We start from the raw sequence: 19,934 nt of genomic DNA on the forward strand, positions 1-19,934 counted from the left end.
TCTAACAACTATCACCTATGTTCAAAAATCACCCTAAAGGTTTGATCGGGGCAGCACTAGCCAATATGGGCGAGCGCTTCGGATTCTACATTATGATGGGCGTTCTGCTGCTCTTCCTACAGTCTAAGTTCGGGCTTAGCGGAGAGAGGGCAGGCGTTGTGTACTCTATCTTCTATGCCTCTGTGTATATCTTGGCTCTAGTAGGGGGGATCATCGCAGACTCTCTGAAGAACTATAAGGGCACGATCTTCGTTGGTTTGCTGATCATGACTTCGGGCTATCTACTGCTCGGCGTACCCGGTGGCACCAACGAAACATGGCTATGGATCACATACGGAGCTCTCGCTCTGATCTCATTTGGCAATGGTCTATTCAAGGGTAACCTACAAGCACTCGTAGGCCGCATGTACGATACTGATGAGTATCGCCACATGCGTGACTCTGGGTTCAGCCTTTTCTATATGTTCATCAACGTAGGAGCTATTTTCGCCCCCCTATTCGCTGTGGGTATCCGTGGCTGGTGGCTCAAAGCCAATGGTGTGGCTTATGACGCTACCCTACCAGAGCTCTGCCACAAGGTGCTAGACAACACTGCCACTGCGGAGCAGATGACGCGCTTCGAGCAGCTTGCCATGCAGGCCTCCAATGGCACGATGACCGATGCTTCAGCCTTCGCTCAGCAGTATCTCGATATCTTCAACACGGGATATCACTATGCGTTCTGGGCTGCCGTAGGTGCTATGCTCATCTCTCTGGTGATCTACATCTTCAACCAAAAGCAATTCCCAGCAGACCAAAAGAAGGCGTCTGTACAGCAGGCCGCTACGACTGCAACACGTCAGGAGGTAACGATGGCCGCTAGCGAAATCCGTCAGCGTATCCTAGCCCTATGTGCCGTGTTTGGCGTGGTAATCTTCTTCTGGATGTCTTTCCACCAGAATGGTGTTTCGCTCACACAGTTCGCCAAGGACTACATCAACCTCTCTAGTCTACGTCTAGACCTTGGCTTCACAGTGATTGAGGGCGTAGAGGTATTCCAGTCGGTTAATCCATTCTTCGTGGTGTTCCTCACTCCATTTGTGATTTGGCTATTCAGTTTCCTCAACAAGCGTAACCTCGAGCCCTCTACACCCAAGAAGATCGTGATCGGTATGTTCATCGCTACCCTAGCCTTCGTAGTTATGGCAGTAGCCTCTATGACGATGCCAGCTGCCTCCGAGCTAGCTGCCACGGGTGGTCTAGATGCTGCGATGAAGCTATCTCCTTGGCTCATGGTACTGACCTACCTAATCCTAACGATCGCCGAGCTGTTCATCTCTCCTATGGGTATCTCATTCGTGTCCAAGGTAGCACCTCCTCACTTACAGGGTATCATGCAGGGTCTATGGCTCTGTGCTACTGCCGCTGGCAATTCCCTACTATTCGTGGGTATGATTCTATACAATAGCCTACCTATCTGGATGGTTTGGGTATGCTTCGCAGGTGCATGCGCCTTCTCTATGTTCGTGATGCTTGGCATGGTGAAGTGGCTCGAACGTGTAGCTAAGTAACACCTAGACAAAAATCAAACGACAGAGATGCATCAGCCTCTTCGTCTATCGGTCGCCCGACTTTGGTTCCGCAGATGGAGCCGAAGCCGGGCGGCTGTCTTTCATTCTCTTGGCACTGCTGTCATGATTGGGCGTCTATCTAGTAGTGTACTAGATAGCCTTGCTCGCAAGAGCCGTACCCTAGCCGTAGAGAGTGAGGCAAGAGGTGAGGTGTCCTATCAAGCAAAGCACGAGGGTGAGGACGAGGAGCCGCTCTTCTATACTACCGTATATAACTGGCAAGCCTTGTACACGCCAGCCCTTGGCCTGAGCAACAACCAACATAGCGCATCGTCTATCTCTATGATAGATGATGCGTATATAACAATAGTAAAGGGGCTGTATCAAAACTCGTTTTGGTACAGCCCCTTTTAAGGTATCCCAGAATGTACAAAATGCAAGGCGCTAAGACTGAGTCTGACGAGAGCATACTTAAAGTATGTGACCGAAGCCGACGACGAAGTCCGTGCGGAGCAAATGTCGCAACTAACAGAGCAGTTTGTACATTACGGCACATCGCCTTTTTGGGTGTTTAAGTATTAAGTATATGCAAGGATTGCGTATTCTGTGACACACCATCTTTTTATTCATTTATCACTTAAATATGATTTCAGAAATTAAGGAACGTATTCTCTCTGGCGGAGCTATTAGCCAAGACGAAGCACTGGCTCTGCTCACTACCCCCAATAAAGAGGAGCTCTACGAAGCAGCCCACGAGGTCACCAGACACTTCATGGGTAATGCCTTCGATACCTGCTCGATCATCAACGCCAAGAGCGGCAACTGCCCAGAGGACTGCAAGTGGTGCGCCCAGAGCGGACACTATGCGACCTCGGCCGAGAGATATAGCCTCGTCAGCCCCAGTGTCTGTGTGGCACAAGCTACCTACAACCACAAGCAAGGCATCGGACGCTTCTCCCTCGTGGCCAGTGGTCGCAGACAGACCGACAAGGAGATCGACATGATCTCGATTAGCTATCGAGCCATCAAAAAGGCCAACCCAACACTCAAGTGCTGCGCCTCACTTGGCTTGCTCTATGAGCATCAGCTCAAGAAACTCTTCGATAGTGGCGTGACGACCTACCACTGCAATATGGAGACTGCCCCGAGCTACTTCGCCGAGCTATGTACCACGCACAGCCAAAAAGACAAGGAGGAAACGCTCGCAGCAGCTAGGCGTGTCGGCATGCGCATCTGTAGTGGTGGCATCATCGGTATGGGCGAGAGTGCAGAGCAGCGTGTGGAGTTAGCCTTCTACCTCAAGAGCATTGATGCGATGAGTATCCCAGTCAATATCCTCCAGCCTATCACGGGGACCCCACTTGCCGAGGCTACCCCTCTGAGTGAGGAGGAGATCCTCACGGCCATTGCGATTTTCCGCCTTGTCAATCCTCGTGCTTTCCTCCGCTTCTCGGGCGGCCGTGCACAGCTTAGCCCCGAGATGCAGCGACGAGCCATCTATATTGGTATCAACTCTGCTATCACTGGCGATCTGCTGACCACAATCGGGCAGCAAGCCAAAGACGATATGGCGATGATCGAGGAGTGTGGGCTAGAGAATAGGACTGTAGACTGGGAGGTCAGCTACGACTACTAAAACCCTAGAGCTATGAATACAGAGAAGCTACTGGCCATAGACCGACGACATCTGTGGCATCCCTATACCTCCACAATCGATCCTCTACCCGTCTACCCCGTGGAGCGTGCCGATGGTGTACATATCACGCTCAAAGACGGACGCAGACTCATCGACGGCATGAGTAGCTGGTGGGCAGCTGTACACGGATACAATCACCCACGGCTCAACGAAGCTCTGCGCCAACAGAGCGAACGTATGAGCCATATTATGTTCGGTGGACTAACCCACGACTCAGCTGGAGAATTGGCAGACGAACTTCTCAAGATCTTGCCCAAGGGTCTAGACTGCATCTTCCTAGCAGACTCTGGCTCTGTAGCTGTAGAGGTGGCACTCAAGATGGCCATTCAGTACCAAGCTGCTAGAGGAGAGCGGCAGCGCTTTCGCTTTGCCACTCTAGCAGGAGGCTACCATGGCGACACTTGGCATGCAATGAGTGTCTGTGACCCCATAACGGGAATGCACAGCCTATTCTCGGGTTCTCTCCCTCGGCAGCACTTCTTGCCTAGACCTATCTCTAGGTTTGGTGAGGAGTGGCAGGAGAGCGATCTTGAGCCGTTGGAGCTGCTCATTGAGCAGTATGGAGCGGAGCTTGCCGCCCTAGTGCTAGAGCCTATTGTACAGGGGGCTGGGGGTATGTACTTCTACCACCCCGAGTACCTACGTAGGGCTCAAGCGCTGTGCCGGGAGGCTGGAGTACTGCTAATTTTTGATGAGATTGCCACAGGATTTGGGCGTACGGGCAGGCTATTTGCTGGGGAGTATGCTGGCGTCGTCCCAGATATCATGTGCATCGGCAAGGCACTCACTGGCGGATATATGACCCTCTCGGCGAGTATCACCACGAAGGCTATCGCAGATACCATTTGCTCGGGCGAGGCTCGCTGCTTTATGCATGGGCCAACCTTTATGGGCAATCCACTCGCCTGCGCCGTGGCCACCGAGAGTATCCGCTTGCTGATGGAGAGCCCTTGGCAGGAGCGGGTCGCTCAAATAGAGGAGCAGCTTAGGGCAGAGCTCGCACCAGCCCGAGCTCTGGCATCGGTTGCCGACGTTCGGGTACTGGGAGCTATCGGAGTGGTTGAGATGAAGGCGCCTGTCGATATGGCTTCGCTACAAGCTAAGTTGGTGGAGCAAGGTATCTGGGTACGCCCATTCGGGCGATTGGCCTATCTGATGCCTCCCTTCATCATCAAGCCCGACGAGCTTCGTCAGCTTACCTCGGGGCTCATCTCTGTACTGCAAACCCAATAGAGGCACGAACTAATACCGCAAGAGGCGGAAGGGGCTGTGGCAAAAAATTAAACTTTGTCCACAGCCCCTTTTGCCAGATCTGAAGACATACCTCCGTACACACTCTATTATTTGGAGTAGAAGTCTTTCTACTTTTCCGTTAAGATATGTAAAGAAACAACCCTCAAATTTGAAGAGGAGAGAGGTTGATTTAGGGGGAAAGACGAAGGGATTTCACAAAATTGAAGGGCTTATTTTGGAGTATTGGTGGGCTAATCGCTTGGGCTATGTCCTACAATCCGAGAGGATTGATGGGAAGAAAATCTAAAAACGACCACACGAGCGCACGAAACCTCAGCAGTTACAAACATATTCCGCTCTATATTAGCAAATTAAGAAAATCCGTTTTAGGAGGACATTTCTCCTTAGCCAACACTAGAGGTCCCAATGAGTCCAAACGCAACCTAGAGCCTTCTAGAGGGCAAATAAGGGCTTGACACTCTCCTTTTGGGTAGCCCCTCTATTTCCCCACCAACATTCTGAAAACTGATCTAGAATATAAATCTTGGTGAATGTAAGCCAAAACCTCAAAGAGCAGCAAACATCTTACATGAAGAACCAGCACAACGCATATTTTAGGAGCTTAATTGACCAATTATCTGCAAAAACTATTACCTTTGTGAGGAGAGGCTAAGCAGATTCAATTTGCAATAAAAAGCCGATGTAACCTATTTGAAACCATTCAATACTGAACGCCTATGAAGACGATGAAACTAGCTCTGGGTATAGCCCTCGCAAGCTGCTGCTTAGTCGCTTGCGACAGGGAGATGACATCTCCCCCACTCCCAGAGGACAATCGTAAGGCCTTTGAGCTACCAGAGTCTAAGCAAAACCCCAAGGGCAAGCAAACTGGGCCAGAGAAGCCCCTAACGGCAGATCTGATCGCCCTCAAGAACCTAGGGTTAAAACCTCTTGACATTGACTCTGCGGCTCTACCTCCACTGCCCACGCCTAAAGACCCTAGCAAAAATATCGGGCTAGACTCAATCTATACATACAAGAAGGGGCTCTGGAAGAAACACTTCGAGGAAACAGGAAAACCCTTAGTGACTGGTGAATACAGGATCATCAGTGAATACATTATTTGGGGTTATGGCAAGCCAGAGGGAATCCTACTAGGCTGGAGGACTCACATAGCAGACTGCAGAACAGATGGTGACCCTGAGTGGTGGAAGGATAAGCCAGCCATTCCTCTGACGCTATCCTATGGGGCAAGTCCTAGATTCTGCGATGAACACTCTCACTACAACGACAAAGTCGCTGCACATCGCTTCGACTCCCTAACAAGACTACATGGTGTAGTCAAGGGAAATGAAGCCTTTCACGACCACACCCCAATGCCCTACGACCTAAGACATATGCGCATTGCACATAACGGTGTAGATATCTCCCCTCTATTCAGCATTCGCTACGAAGATTACAAGGAGGTAATCCGCACGGGACAGTACAACAAATGGTACTCTCGTGATGTGCGTATCTCAGATGTTGGTATGGATGTGTTGGATTGGATCTTCAGCAGTGCCTTCGAAATCTATCCACTGACCCAAGACTACCCCAAGTTTACGGTCATCTTCATTCTCAAAGATGGCACAGTAATCAGCCGAGAGGTAGAGCATCGAGTATAGCTTAGCATCACAAACGATCTCGAGGGTGTATCACCGTGTACGAAGTGTTTACCATACAGCTTACACGGCGATACACCCTCGTTGGTATGTAGAGGCACGTGGAGATATGGCGATTGTTGTGTATCTTCGCTGTCAGTAATATGTAATTGGATTATTTCACAACCAAAATATAACGGCTTTTTATGTTTTCTGGAATCGTAGAAGAGTACGCCCAAGTAGTGGGACTAGAACGAGAGGGCGACAACCTACACATCACGATGACCTGCTCGTTTGTTGATGAGCTGAGTATTGACCAAAGTATCGCACACAACGGCGTGTGCCTAACTGTCGTACGCAAGACGGACAAGAGCTATACCGTCACTGCTATCAAAGAAACCCTAGAGCGTAGCAACCTAGGGCTGCTCAAAATCGGCGACCTAGTCAATCTTGAGCGCAGTATGACTCTTGGAGGTCGCCTAGATGGGCACATCGTACAGGGCCATGTGGACCAAACAGCCGTATGCCTAGAGGTACGTGAAGCTAATGGGAGCTGGTACTACAAGTTTGAGCACGAAACCTCTGCCGAGATGGCAGCCAAGGGATATGTGACTGTAGAGAAAGGCTCTGTGTGCGTCAATGGAGTTAGCCTAACGGTAGTGAATTCAACGCTCAATGGCTTTGAAGTTGCGATTATACCCTACACGCACGACCACACCAACTTCTGCCGCATTGAGGCTGGCACTGTGGTCAATCTAGAGTTCGACATCATCGGCAAGTATCTCTGCAAGATGCAGGCTTACCTAAAGTAAATCCTCCCTCAAAAGACTGGCTATGCTTCGACTCAAATCAATCCTCTTAGGGTGTGCTGTGCTCGCCAGTTCTCAGGAGATAACGCATGCCCAAGAGGAGGGCAAACGCATAGGTTACATCGAGGTACAGACTCAAGGGCGCAATAGCCCCAAGGGTCTAGCACCTCGATTTAGCTATATGCACAGCCAAGGAGAGGGGATACGTATAGACTTCGACCTACTCGGGTCGGAAGAGCCTATCCTAGCCTATCGCATCAGACACTGCAATGCAGACTGGAGCATCTCCTCTCTCAGCCCCATCGAATATCTAATTGGGTTCGACGGCAACGAGCTTCCGTACCCAACCTCAAGTCGATCCACTCTACAGCCATACGTACACTATAGCCTAGAGCTGCCCAATGAGCAAGTTCAATTCAAGCACTCGGGCAACTACATTGTGGAGATCTACGACAGCTCCGAACCCGACACTCCGGTCGCTACAATCCCTTTCGCCGTTACGGAGCAGCTTACCGAGGTCAAGGCAGAGCAGACCACACAGACGTGGGTCGATGCCCGTGCCAAACATCAGCAAGTCAATGTAGAGGTAAGTACCCGAGGGCTACAAATCAATCGGGCGGAAGAGGAGATCAAAATCGTCGTCCTACAAAATGGGCGATGGGACAACGCTCAGAAGCTCTCTGTACCCTCGTCACAAACCCTTGGCACTCTGCGCTACGACATGAATAGAGGAGCTCTCTTCGCCGCAGGCAATGAGTATCACAAGCTCGAGCATCTTACCGATCGAGGGGCTGGTATGGGCATTGATCGCATCTGGGTCGAAGATGGATTACATGCCCTAGGTCTATATCCGCAGCGCATGCGTGCAAGGGATTCATACCTCTACGAGGAGGATCGCAATGGGCGTAGCATCGTTCGATCCCTCCAGACAGACGTCCCCGAGGTCGAAGCCGACTATCATCTGGTGCACTTCTCCTATTACGCTCCGCCTCTAGCAAGCGGACGCATCGTACTAGAGGGACAGTGCTTCGCCCATCTGCCACTAGAGGAACGTACCCTGAGATACGAGGCCGCGAGTGGTAGCTACCATGCAGAGGTACTCCTCAAGATGGGCTATCAGGAGTATCAATACCTATACCTGCCAGAGGGTGCTCAAACCCTCTCCTCAACCGAAACCGAGGGGAACCACTACCAGACGAGCAATGACTACACCGTACTGGTCTACCTAAGAAGTCCTAGGGACAGAGCCGATAGGCTCATCGCTGTGGCCGAGCTGTAGAAGGTGAGCTGTACGAATTTGCAGACCCACCAACACGAGCCCTACTCCCCGTGTCCGGGACGCTATGAAAGAGAAGAAAGAGATAAGGGGAACTTATATCACAAAATTTTAATTTCGTGAAGATTGAGAGCCAAATTGCACTATCTTTGTTCTTTGTGCTAGAGAGTAACTCTCAACTCAGTTTTCATCGAACCCCAAGACAGTCTATGTAAGCGATTTGTGACACAATCACTACCCGTGAGGCAATGCCACGAATGGTTTGGGTAGAGCTAGTTGCGATGCAGATGCACTAGGATACGTCCTTTGTCATCATCGCACTAGATACGACACCCAAACAAAAATATCGACTGTAAAAAGAGATTTTATTATGAAATATGTGTACTTCATCGGTATAGGTGGTATTGGCATGAGTGCAATCGCTAGATATTTCCATAGCAAGGGCTATGGAGTAGCAGGCTACGACCTCACGCCTAGCCCGCTAACTCGCACCCTAGAGAGCGAGGGCATAGACATTCATTATAGTGATGACATTGACCTCATTCCCCTGCACTATAGAGCACTAGATACGCTCGTAGTCTACACTCCCGCCGTACCAGCGACGCATCAAGAGCTTTGCTACTACAGAGCTCAAGGCAATCGGGTACTCAAGCGCTCGGAGATCCTCGGCGAAATCACACGCCTAGAGCGTGGACTCTGTGTGGCTGGCACACACGGCAAGACGACGACCTCGAGCCTACTGGCTCATCTACTCTACAGCAGTAGTGTGGGTTGCAATGCCTTCCTTGGTGGTATCTCCAACAACTATAAGACCAATCTGCTCCTAAGCGAGCACAGTGATCTAGTCGTAGTAGAGGCGGACGAGTTTGACCGTTCGTTTCACCGCCTAAGTCCGTATATGGCGATCATTACCTCTGCCGACCCCGATCATCTCGACATCTATGGCACACCCGAGGCCTATCGTGAGAGCTTCGAGCACTTCACTTCGCTCATAGCCTCCGAGGGTTGCCTAGTCATGCGTCGAGGCATTCCGCTCACGCCTCGCCTGCAGGAGGGCGTTCGCCTCTATCAGTATGCGATGAATGAAGTCGCAGACTTCTATGCCTCCGAGATACGTGTGGAGCACGGACATCTATTCTTCCGCTGGCACTATCCCGAGATAGGCGGCACACCTGCTGGATCGCTGGTTGTCGAGCTTGGTGTTCCTCTATTGATCAACGTGGAGAATGCCGTGGCAGCAATGGCGGTAGCCTTACTCTCTGGTGCTACGCTCGAAGAACTAAGCCAAGGGATCAAGAGCTTCAGAGGCGTGCATCGACGCTTCGACCGAGTCGTCGATAGCGAGCAATATGTCTTGATCGACGACTATGCCCACCACCCCGCAGAGCTTGAGGCCTCTATCGCCTCCGTGCGAGGCTTGTACCCCGAGAGCAAAATCATGGGGATATTCCAACCACATCTCTACAGCCGCACACAAGATTTTCATCGTGAGTTCGCCGAGAGCCTAGATAAACTGGACGAAATTATTCTACTGGACATTTACCCCGCTCGTGAGCTCCCAATCCCGGGCGTAACCTCTAGCATGATTGCCGAGCTGATGCAAAACTCGCACGTAAGTGTTATGAGCAAAGCAGATCTGCTCCCACACCTAAGCAACCTCGAAGAGCTGCCCGATGTGATCCTGATGGTCGGTGCAGGCGACATCGACCGCCTTGTGCCAGATGTAGCCAACCTACTAAAGTCTAAGATATGAAGAAGATTGTCCTGAGCGTCCTTGCGCTCCTACTGCTTGGCTACATCATCGTGGCAAGTCTGGGCATCACGAGTGAGGAAAAATCTAAGGCACGTTGCCAGCACATCGACATTGAGATCGTGACGGAGCCGGGCAGACAGCTATTCATGGACGAGGGCGACATTCGTGGCGAACTGGCACAGATGAAGCTCAACCTCGAGGGCAGTCTTTTTGACTCGATCGACATCAACCAAGTGGAGATGAAGCTCAGAGAGAACCCTATGTTTCACAATGCAGAGGTGTACGCCTCTCGCAGTACAAGCAAGCTCAAGATACGACTAGAACAGAAGGAACCCCTCTTCCTCGTACAGAGTGCCGATAGTACCTACTATGTCGCACGCAACCGAGGTATTATCCCGATGAATCCACGCTACTCTGTCTACGTACCCGTCATCACAGGGCACATCTCCAAGTCCTACGCCACTAGAGAACTGTACGACCTGATGGAGCTCGTCGGCAAGGACGACTACTTCAGACATTACTTCGGACATACCTATGTAGACGAAAAGGACGGCATCGTGCTGACACCTCGTGTGGGTAGAGCGAGGATTATCCTCGGGAAAGGAACCAATTGGGAGAAGATGCTCAACAAACTCCGTGTCTTCGATAGAGAAGTAGTCCCACGCAAAGGCTGGAATACCTTTGAGTATCTCAAACTTGGCTTCGGTGATCAAGTCATCGCCAAGGAGTATGGAGCAACGATACCCACCAAAAAAACGGAGGAGATCTACGACTAATGGGGCAGCAATACGCAAATACAATAACTCATTAACAGAAAGTACAGATCTGACAATGAATACGAAGAAGAAAGAAAAGACATACGTTGCCATCAATCTCGGCAGCTCATATATCACTGGGATAGTGGCACATAAACTCTCAGGGGGCCGCATCTCCCCCATTGCTATCAGCCGTAAGCCCAGCAACAGAAGCATTCTGCACGGAGCAATCCACAACGTAGACGAGGCTGCTCGGATCATCGGACAGATCCTAGACGATCTAGGACAAAAGCTTCCCGAACGAGAAATCATCAAAAGCATCTATGTAGGACTTGAGTGCCGCTCAATGCAATCGAGAGTTTATCATACCTCACTCAGTCTAAGCGAGGAGGGAGAGATCATTACCCTCGATCACCTACAAACACTCGCAGACCAAGCCAGAGATGCACAATATCCCGGCATGGAAATCCTACGTATCTCGGACCCTCGCTACTATGTAGACGGCAAACAAGAGGGCAGTCCTCAAGGAGTACGTTGCAGCCGCTTGGAGGCTAACTTCCAGATTATCATCGCTCGAAGAAGTATCGTAGCCAATATCCACGAAACCTTGGAGAATAAGCTCGGACTCAAAATCCACGAAATCCTAATCGCCCCACAAGCCGAGGCCGTAATCACCCTAAGGCCAGAGGAAACAATGCTCGGGTGTGCCTACATCAACATCGGAGGTGGCTGTACGAGTATTTCGATCTATGAGAATCGTCTACTCTCTGCCCTACACATTCTCCCCCTAGGAGGCATCAACGTGACCAAAGACCTCACGCACCTACACCTAATAGAGGCAGATGCCGAGCGGCTAAAGGTGGAATACGGCTCTATGAATCTATCAATCGCCAAGGACGAGGTCATCAAGGCAATCAGTACAAGTGGCTCGCCCGACAAACATCTCAATAGATACGAGCTTAATCGCTATATCTCCGCTCGCATGACAGAGATCATGAGCAACGTGATGCATATCATTCAGCTCTCTGGTTACGAAGAACAAATCAAGTCTGGGCTAGTCATCAGTGGTGGAGCGACGAATATCGACCACTTCTTCGATATCGACGATAAGCTCCCCATACGTCAAGGCAGGGCACGCCGTGAACTCATCAGCGAGGCGGTAGCAGAAGCCGACCTCAAACTCTACCAGACCGAGTTGGGATTGATCTACCAAGCCAAGGAGGATTGCGTCGATCAGGAATACAATAGCCTTGAGAATCTCTTTGATGAGAGTGAAGACAAACCCACCCAGCCGATAGCATCAGTGCAAGAGAAAGACGAGGGCACCAACTCTGTAGAGAGCACCTATACCTTCGCAGCAACAGACGAAGGTGTACAGGACGATGACTTTGAGCCAGCTGTCACACAAGAGCGAGCGAGTGTCAAGGGTTTTTTCAGTCGTTGGGGCGATAAACTCCGCAGTACGCTCAATCAGCTCAACGGAACAGACGAAGACGAATAAATCTACGAACCTACATAAACTGACTTAGAGAATATGATGGAAGAAGTAAGAGGCGGTACGCAGTTCAACTACAGTACCAGTAGCGTACGCAAACTCATCAAAGTAGTAGGCGTAGGTGGTGGCGGTGGCAATGCCGTAACTAAGATGTTTGTTTCAGGTTCGGTCCCCGGAGTATCCTTCATGCTCTGCAACACCGATAGCCAAGCACTGGAGGATAGCGCCGTAGTAGAGAAAATCACGATTGGTCCAAACATCACCAAAGGACTGGGCGCGGGCAACAAGCCCGAGCGTGCGGCCGAAGCAGCTCACGACAGTGAGGCTGAAATCCGCCGAGCACTCACCAGCGACGATACACAAATGGTCTTCATTACCGCTGGTATGGGCGGAGGCACTGGTACGGGAGCCGCTCCAGTAATCGGGCGAATAGCGATGGAAGCTGGGCTCCTGACTATCGGCATCGTGACAATCCCCTTCGTTTTTGAGGGGCGACGCAAGATTTTGCAAGCTCTAAGAGGGGTGCGTGAGATGCAAAAGAGTGTCGATGCACTGATTGTAGTGAACAACGAACGTCTGATTGACGTCTTCGGTGACCTCTCAATCGACGATGCTTTCGACAAAGCAGACGAAACGCTAAGTAATGCAGCACGAGGTATCTCGGATATGATCAACCAAAGCGGTAAGATCAACCTTGACTTCGCAGACGTGCAGACGACACTCAAGGCAGGGGGTGTAGCCATCATCAACACGGGCTATGGTAAGGGAGAGAATAGGCTATCGCAAGCGATCCAAGACGCACTCTACTCACCGCTACTAAACAACAACAATGTACTCAACGCCAAGCGAATCCTTATCAACGTTTACTCGCCCAAAGGCAATCCGCTTACCGCAGGCGAGATGAGTGCTATGGGAGAGTTTACGAGTACTCTGGCGAGCGACTTCGAGAATATATGGGGGTACGTCAAAGACGCCGATCTGCCACAAGACGAAATAGCGGTGACAATCCTTGCCTCGGGATTCAACTACGAAACCACAGCACGCAGCCTAGGAGGGTTGGATATGGTAGACCCAATCGCCACACGAGATATCATCGCCCAAGAAGAAGAGGAGGGTAAGCTGATTACCGAATACTACGGCGACAAAGACCCAATAGGCCAGAAGCGCTACCACGTGAAGCCATTCCTACTCGATCCAGATGAGCTAGACGACGACGATATGCTTACGATCCTTGAAGAAACACCCTCGCTCAAGCGTGACGCACGTCCTCTAGAGAGCCAACGCACGAGCAAGGGCAAGAAGCGTGGCGCAACCAACGCTCCACCACGACTCGACTCACACATCTCCTCGAGCCAACCCCAAGAAGAGCCTGAGAAGCCGATAGCCAGAGACTCCGACGTGATTCGAGGATTCAACTAGCCAAAGCTGTAGCCACAGATTAGGAGCATACACCCTAGATCTGTGGCTATTTCATTATACGTATGATCATAAACTTAAGCCGATGAAATTAAAAACTCTCTACAAAATGGCTCCCCTAGCTCTGGGGCTCGTCCTCTCCGCCTGCTCGTCCTCGAGTATTGTGCGCAGCGATGAGCCTGCTCCAGTCGAGCTAGTGAACCCCTACATGGGCAATATCAGTCATCTGCTCGTACCAACCTACCCAACTGTACATCTACCCAACTCGATGCTACGGGTCTACCCAGAGCGAGCGGACTACACAGGTGAGGTCATCAAAGGGCTACCGATTGTCGTTACTAACCACCGAGAGCAAAGTGCTTTCAACCTCAGCCCGCTCTCCTCTCTCTCGGACTCTCTCCCAAGAGTTGCTACATATATGTACGACTCCGAGCGCATCAAGCCTTATAGCTATAGTGTCTATCTACTAGAGCCCAAGGTACAAGTCGAGTTCGCTCCCTCGCACCAAAGTGCGCTCTATCAACTGACCTACGATGCCCCCGAACAGGGCCAGTGGGTGATGATGAGCAGTCGCTCGGGTGAGCTGACAGCGGAGGATAATTCGATCTCGGGCTACCAGATAATCGGCGACTCAACTCGTGTCTATGTCTATATGGAGTTCGACTGTAAGCCCAAGAGCACGGGTGTGCGTGATGCTCAGAGCGGGCGATTCGTCCTCGCCGATAGCACAGCCCGAGGCGAAAGCGTTGTAGTGGAGTTCGACGGTAAGCAACAGTCCCTCTACATGCGCTATGGCATTTCATTCATTAGCGTCGAGCAAGCCAAGCGCAACGTCTTGAGAGAGATCCAGAGTTTCGAGATAGATATGGTCACTAAGGCCGCTCGGCACGAATGGAGTAAGGCTCTAGGTAAGATAGAAGTCGAGGGAGGGACCGAGAGTGAACGCTCGGTTTTCTACACCTCTCTCTACCGCACCTACGAGCGCATGATCAATATCTCGGAAGATGGCCACTACTACAGCGCAACCGACGGACAGATCCACGAAGATGAAGGGACGCCATTCTACACCGATGACTGGATTTGGGATACTTACCTAGCGGTGCACCCATTGCGTATCCTAATAGATCCCATACGCCAACAGCATATGCTCACCTCCTACCTGCGTGTAGCAGACCAAACTAAGGAGGGTTGGCTCCCCACTTTCCCAGAAGTAACGGGTGATACGCATCGTATGAATGGTAACCATGGGATTGCTTCGTTTGCCGATGCACACGCCAAGGGAATGACGGGCTTCGATCTGGGCAAGGCCTACGAAGCCGCCAAGCGGACCATGGCAGAGAAGAGCTTCCTACCATGGACTCGTATCCCCAAGGGACCACTCTCCAAGTATATGGACGAGCATGGCTACTTCCCCGGTCTACGCATCGGAGAGAAGGAAAGTGACCCACGTGTGACCAACTGGGAGAAGAGGCAGAGTGTGGCCGTTTCACTTGCTGCCCACTACGACTACTGGGCTCTCGGCGAGATCGCCAAGCAACTCGGACACGACGAGGAGGCCAAGGAGTATCTACGCAAGTCATACGACTACCGCAAGCTATTCAACTTCAAGACAAGTTTCTTCCACCCCAAGGACGACAAGGGCAAGTTCATCATGCCGTTCGACTACGAGCTATCTGGTGGCTTAGGCGTTAGGGACTACTACGATGAGAACAATGCCTACACCTATCGTTGGGATCTGAAGCATAACCCAGCCGATCTGATCCACCTAATGGGTGGTAATACCAACTTCATCAACAATCTTGATGAAACATTCCGCACACCTCTGAGTATGAGCAAATGGCAATTCTACAGCCAGATCCCCGACCAAACGGGCAACGTGGGACAGTTCTCTATGGGCAATGAACCAAGTATGCATATCCCCTATCTCTACAACTACGCAGGTGCACCATGGCGCACCCAGCGTGCCGTACGCAAACTCATCGGCTCTTGGTTCCGCAACGATCTGATGGGAGTGCCCGGAGATGAAGACGGAGGAGGCCTAAGTGCTTTCGTTGTCTTCTCTATGATGGGCTTCTATCCAGTTACTCCCGGTATGCCAGTCTACAACATTGGGGCACCCTTCTTCTCCAAAGTAACTATTCACCTCTCTGGCGACCGCCGCTTCGTCATCACAGCCCAAGATGTTTCTGCCGAGAACAAGTATATTCAGAGTGCTAGGCTCAACGGCAAGCCTCTAAACAAGGCTTGGTTCAAACACAGCGACATTGCCGATGGCGGGACACTCGAGTTCGTCATGGGCAATAGGCCCAACCCTGAGTGGGGTAGTAAGACGCCTCCACCCTCTGCCGACAAGATAGACCTCAAGTAATGCAAAACTTACTCTAGGCACACAACGTAAGCTCCTGCACTCATAGGCAGACGAACCTAAAAGGGGCTGTGGCAAAAATAAATTTTGCCACAGCCCCTTTTAGGTTCGTCACGAGCAAATGTCACAAACCACCTGAGCCGTTTGCCTCTTATATGACACACCATTCACTCCGTATGATGAAGGAAACACCTCTCGTCTACTACATCATACCAATAAAAAAAGCAGTGCCAGAACTTACATCTCGACACTGCTCTAGTGATTGGGCTGGGATTCGAACCCAGGACCGATAGCTTAGAAGGCTATTGCTCTATCCAGCTGAGCTACCCAACCAGCTCTTCATTTACGAAAGCGCTGCAAAGATAATCAATAATCTCAGTATTGCCAAGGTTACTTCTGGACTTTGCACGAAAAAATCCCGCTCAATAGGTCGAATACTCGACCTATTGAGCGGGATAAGAGCCACGAGGGCTGCTGGGATTACTTGTTGCGCTCGATTAGAGTTTCTACAGTTTCAATCTCCAAGCAGTGAGCCGCACCAGTGACACCGATCGTACCGCTCATGTAAGCTGCCTGATAGTCCTTGGTGATCACGCCCGTATTAATGAAGTGCCTGATACCTGCCACAAGGCGAGCCTTGTCGCTAGCGTTCTCTCCTTCGTAGTGAGCATTAACACCATAGCTTAGAGCCAACTGGCGAGACAGAGTTTCGTTGTAGCAAATAGCACACACAGGCACAGTAGCACGGAACGAAGACAGATAGCGAGCCGTGCGGCCAGTATAGCTGTCTGTGATGATCGTCTGTGTCTCGATCTTCTCTACGCTCTTGACCGCCTGCTTGGCTAGATAAGCCGTAGTCGTGCTCACCTCCTTGGAGTGAGGCACTTCATCGTCGTAGGTAGAGTGCAGAGTGGCCTCGGCCTCCTCAATGATACGAGCCATTGTCTGTACAGCCTCTAGTGGATACTTACCATTGGCAGTTTCGCCAGAGAGCATCACAGCATCTGTGCGGTAGTAAACAGCGTTGGCGATGTCGCTCACCTCGGCACGGGTAGGCAGAGGGTTCTCCATCATCGTGTGGAGCATCTGCGTAGCCACGATCACAGGCTTCTTGGCAGCGATACACTTCTTGATGATCATGCGCTGGATACTAGGCACCTTCTCGGCTGGCACCTCGATAGCGAGGTCACCACGAGCAATCATGATACCGCCAGCTACTTCGATGATCTCGTCGATGTTGTCTACCCCTTCTTGGTTCTCAATCTTAGCGATGATCTTGATGTCGCTGTTGTGTGCATCAAGGATCTCCTGAATATCGAGGATATCCTGCTTGTTGCGTACGAATGAGTGAGCAATGAACTCGATGTTCTGTGGGATAGAGTGCAGGATATTGCCACGGTCCTTCTCTGTGAGCGAAGGTAGATCAATACGTACTCCGGGTACATTGACGCTCTTGCGACTACCGAGCTTACCAGTATTCTGGCAAGTCGTGAATAGCTTATCATCTTCCTTGGCCTCTACGAGGAATACGAGTGTACCATCATCGAGGAGGATGCGAGCACCTACGGGTACGTCGCGCACAAAGTTTACGTAGTTTACGTTGATGATTTCGTTGTTAGTCTTAACCTCTGGGTTAGCCATGAATACGACCTTGTCACCTGCAGAGAATAGGCGCTTCTCTTCTGGATCTCCTTCTAGAGTGGTCGTACGTACCTCTGGCCCCTTAGTGTCGAGTAGTACAGCTACATCCTTGCTTACGGCACGTGTATTGTTGATCACCTCTGTGATACCTTCCTTGGTCATGTGAGCCGTATTCATACGAACCACATTCACACCAGCCTCGACAAGGGGGCGAAGGAACTCCACGCTGCAACGCAAGTCGGAGATGGTAGCGACAATTTTAGTCTTCTTCATCTTTTCTTGAGTAATTAATTGGATTATTCTTTAGAATTTACACATTGCAATTTTGCTAGCAAAGCCTCCAGAGCCAATCTATAGCTATCCAAACCAAAACCAGTGATCACACCGAGGCACCCAGAGGCAATACGTGATTCGTGTCTATAACTCTCACGAGCATGGATATTGCTCAGATGAACCTCCACCACGGGGATCTGTATCGCTCTGATGGCATCGAGCAGGGCAATAGATGTATGCGTATAGGCACCTGCATTGAGTATGATACCCACACAGCCCTCGTCTTGCGCTTGGTAGAGATAGTCTATGAGAGCCCCCTCATGGTTGCTTTGTAGATAGATTAGCTCCACATCTGAGTAACCTTGTCTGAGGTCATCAAGGAAACGATCGAAAGAGGCACACCCATAGATCTCTGGCTCCCGAGAACCGATACGAGCCAGATTGGGGCCATTCACAACGACGATACGCATCCTCCTCATTGATTGGTTATTCGCTAGTTTCATTAACTTTGCAAAGGTAACTAATTATTTTTAATTTATCTCATTGATTCCTGAGAATATTACGGAGAAATATCTCTACTACTTGAGGCTAGAGCAGGGGCTAACGCCCAACAGCTGCTCGGCTTACCTAGAAGATGTAGGCAAACTAATCTCTTGGAGCGAAGCGCAAGGCTTGGATCTGACCAAAGTATCGTACCAAGACCTGCAGCACTTCGTCGCCAGTCTGTACGACCTAGGCATACAAACTAGATCTATTGCTCGGATCATCGCTGGGGTAAGGAGTTTTTTTCGCTTCCTAGTCCTTGAGGACTATATCTCGGCAGACCCAAGTGAGCTACTCGAGAGCCCTAAACTCGGGCAATACTTACCCTGTGTCCTATCCACCGACGAGGTAGATAGTATCATAGAGGCAGCAGCAAGTAAGGGCGGCATAGAGGGACTAAGAAACAGAGCCATCTTGGAGATCCTTTTTAGCTGCGGGCTACGGGTCAGTGAGTTGTGCCATCTCAAGTACAGCGATTTGTTTTTGGAGGAAGCCTACCTAAGGGTATATGGCAAAGGGCGGAAACATCGTCTAGTACCAATGAGCCCCTCGGCGATAGAGGTGCTTAAAGATTACCTCTCCGCCAACCGCCCTACCCCCAAACGAGGACACGAGGACTATGTCTTCTTGAGCAAGCGTGGTCAAGCTATTTCTCGCAATATGGTCTTCGTCTTCATCAAGGAGGCTGCAGGAATTGCTGGGATTACCAAAAACATTAGCCCACACACCTTTCGCCACAGTTTCGCCACAGCTCTACTTGAGGGTGGAGCCAACCTACAAGCTATCCAGCTCATGCTAGGGCACGAAGACATCGGTACAACCGAGATCTACACCCATATAGATAGAACCAAGCTACGCCAGCAAATAGAGAGCTTCCACCCTAGGAATAGAAAGCGCAGTAGTACCTCCAATACCTCGGAGTCGCCCCAAAAGTAGGCTCTAGCCTCTATATATCCGCTCTTGACTGACCTAGCTAGATACACACTCCGATAGGGATAAGCTGAAAACACATATAGAGCCTTATGAGCTCTCTGGCCTCGGGCAACCAATAGATTTACTGCTCTTTGAGCTACCGCTCCGATTAGCTTGGGCATAATATGGGACATCACTATACCCCACCCACTCTACTTAAGACCTTCGTTTGTCTATCCATGTGTTAAGAAGCATTAATACATTGGTGAAAAAATCAGACTAATACAACCTCAATTATTAAAGAATAACGAGTCTTCTCAAAATAATTAATGGGAAGGAGCACCTAAACCGATGGACTTACTCGCTAGGATATGTCCATCAACTCTACAAGATTGATGGGAAGAAACACCAGAAACAGTGGGGACAGAGCCTAAAATCGCCTCCAAAAACAAAGACAAAAGACTCGTTATAAATCAATTGAGACCGTTGCACGGCATTTTGCCTCTTTTCGGTTAGAAACGTTGTATATATCTCTGATTATTACTATCTTTAATATGTAATTAACTGTATCGACATG

At 50.5% G+C, this 19,934-nt stretch carries 15 protein-coding genes and 1 tRNA gene; 13 read left to right on the top strand and 3 right to left on the bottom strand.

The features are described 5' to 3' along the window. Positions 1 to 17 precede the first annotated feature (17 nt). The 12 genes from HQ48_RS05800 to HQ48_RS05855 all read left to right on the top strand — a co-directional run bounded on the left by HQ48_RS05800 (position 18) and on the right by HQ48_RS05855 (position 15,991). Positions 18 to 1,550, top strand: coding sequence for a peptide MFS transporter (locus tag HQ48_RS05800; RefSeq protein ID WP_044232276.1), 1,533 nt, complete (start codon positions 18 to 20; stop codon positions 1,548 to 1,550). A gap of 27 nt (positions 1,551 to 1,577) precedes the next feature. Beyond that, positions 1,578 to 1,964, top strand: a complete 387-nt coding sequence (locus HQ48_RS05805) for a hypothetical protein (protein ID WP_152568328.1) — start codon at positions 1,578 to 1,580, stop codon at positions 1,962 to 1,964. 229 nt (positions 1,965 to 2,193) lie between these two features. Beyond that, positions 2,194 to 3,186 (top strand): biotin synthase BioB, encoded by a 993-nt coding sequence (bioB, locus tag HQ48_RS05810; protein ID WP_044187177.1) that lies wholly within the window; start codon positions 2,194 to 2,196, stop codon positions 3,184 to 3,186. Between the two features lie 12 nt (positions 3,187 to 3,198). Then, on the top strand, positions 3,199 to 4,479 hold the full coding sequence (bioA, locus tag HQ48_RS05815; protein ID WP_044232281.1) for an adenosylmethionine--8-amino-7-oxononanoate transaminase: 1,281 nt from the start codon (positions 3,199 to 3,201) through the stop codon (positions 4,477 to 4,479). 737 nt (positions 4,480 to 5,216) lie between these two features. Then, a complete protein-coding gene (locus HQ48_RS05820; RefSeq protein ID WP_044232284.1) occupies positions 5,217 to 6,143 on the top strand; it encodes a hypothetical protein in 927 nt (308 codons plus the stop codon). Positions 6,144 to 6,325: 182 nt separating this feature from the next. Continuing rightward, positions 6,326 to 6,931, top strand: a complete 606-nt coding sequence (locus HQ48_RS05825; protein ID WP_044187168.1) for a riboflavin synthase — start codon at positions 6,326 to 6,328, stop codon at positions 6,929 to 6,931. Positions 6,932 to 6,953: 22 nt separating this feature from the next. Then, a complete protein-coding gene (locus tag HQ48_RS05830) occupies positions 6,954 to 8,207 on the top strand; it encodes a DUF5103 domain-containing protein (RefSeq protein ID WP_052408991.1) in 1,254 nt (417 codons plus the stop codon). A 367-nt stretch (positions 8,208 to 8,574) separates the two neighbouring features. Beyond that, positions 8,575 to 9,957 carry a UDP-N-acetylmuramate--L-alanine ligase gene (gene murC, locus HQ48_RS05835; RefSeq protein ID WP_044232287.1) on the top strand — a complete coding sequence of 461 codons (1,383 nt, stop codon included), beginning with the start codon at positions 8,575 to 8,577 and terminating at the stop codon, positions 9,955 to 9,957. After that, positions 9,954 to 10,733 (top strand): cell division protein FtsQ/DivIB, encoded by a 780-nt coding sequence (locus HQ48_RS05840; protein WP_044232289.1) that lies wholly within the window; start codon positions 9,954 to 9,956, stop codon positions 10,731 to 10,733. The genes murC and HQ48_RS05840 overlap by 4 nt, the downstream gene beginning before the upstream one ends. A 55-nt stretch (positions 10,734 to 10,788) precedes the next feature. Continuing rightward, the gene (locus HQ48_RS05845) at positions 10,789 to 12,213 is read left to right on the top strand and encodes a cell division protein FtsA (protein ID WP_044232292.1); all 1,425 of its coding nucleotides are present in this window, start codon (positions 10,789 to 10,791) and stop codon (positions 12,211 to 12,213) included. 36 nt (positions 12,214 to 12,249) lie between these two features. Next, complete coding sequence (gene ftsZ / locus HQ48_RS05850; protein WP_152568331.1) at positions 12,250 to 13,626, top strand: cell division protein FtsZ; 1,377 nt, start codon at positions 12,250 to 12,252, stop codon at positions 13,624 to 13,626. An 82-nt stretch (positions 13,627 to 13,708) separates the two neighbouring features. Then, complete coding sequence (locus HQ48_RS05855; protein WP_044232294.1) at positions 13,709 to 15,991, top strand: GH92 family glycosyl hydrolase; 2,283 nt, start codon at positions 13,709 to 13,711, stop codon at positions 15,989 to 15,991. A gap of 256 nt (positions 15,992 to 16,247) precedes the next feature. On the opposite strand, the gene HQ48_RS05860 is transcribed toward HQ48_RS05855, so the two are convergent. The 3 genes from HQ48_RS05860 to HQ48_RS05870 all read right to left on the bottom strand — a co-directional run bounded on the left by HQ48_RS05860 (position 16,248) and on the right by HQ48_RS05870 (position 18,372). After that, positions 16,248 to 16,321: transfer RNA gene (locus HQ48_RS05860), tRNA-Arg, on the bottom strand. Between the two features lie 147 nt (positions 16,322 to 16,468). Next, positions 16,469 to 17,902 carry a pyruvate kinase gene (gene pyk, locus HQ48_RS05865; protein WP_044232296.1) on the bottom strand — a complete coding sequence of 478 codons (1,434 nt, stop codon included), beginning with the start codon at positions 17,900 to 17,902 and terminating at the stop codon, positions 16,469 to 16,471. Between the two features lie 23 nt (positions 17,903 to 17,925). Next, positions 17,926 to 18,372 carry a type II 3-dehydroquinate dehydratase gene (locus HQ48_RS05870; RefSeq protein WP_044232298.1) on the bottom strand — a complete coding sequence of 149 codons (447 nt, stop codon included), beginning with the start codon at positions 18,370 to 18,372 and terminating at the stop codon, positions 17,926 to 17,928. A gap of 73 nt (positions 18,373 to 18,445) precedes the next feature. Between HQ48_RS05870 and HQ48_RS05875 the strand changes: the two genes are divergently transcribed. After that, positions 18,446 to 19,381 (top strand): site-specific tyrosine recombinase, encoded by a 936-nt coding sequence (locus HQ48_RS05875; RefSeq protein ID WP_044232301.1) that lies wholly within the window; start codon positions 18,446 to 18,448, stop codon positions 19,379 to 19,381. Positions 19,382 to 19,934: the final 553 nt, after the last annotated feature.

The organism is Porphyromonas sp. COT-290 OH3588, from assembly GCF_000769075.1.
In the GTDB taxonomy this organism is placed as follows: Bacteria; Bacteroidota; Bacteroidia; order Bacteroidales; family Porphyromonadaceae; genus Porphyromonas.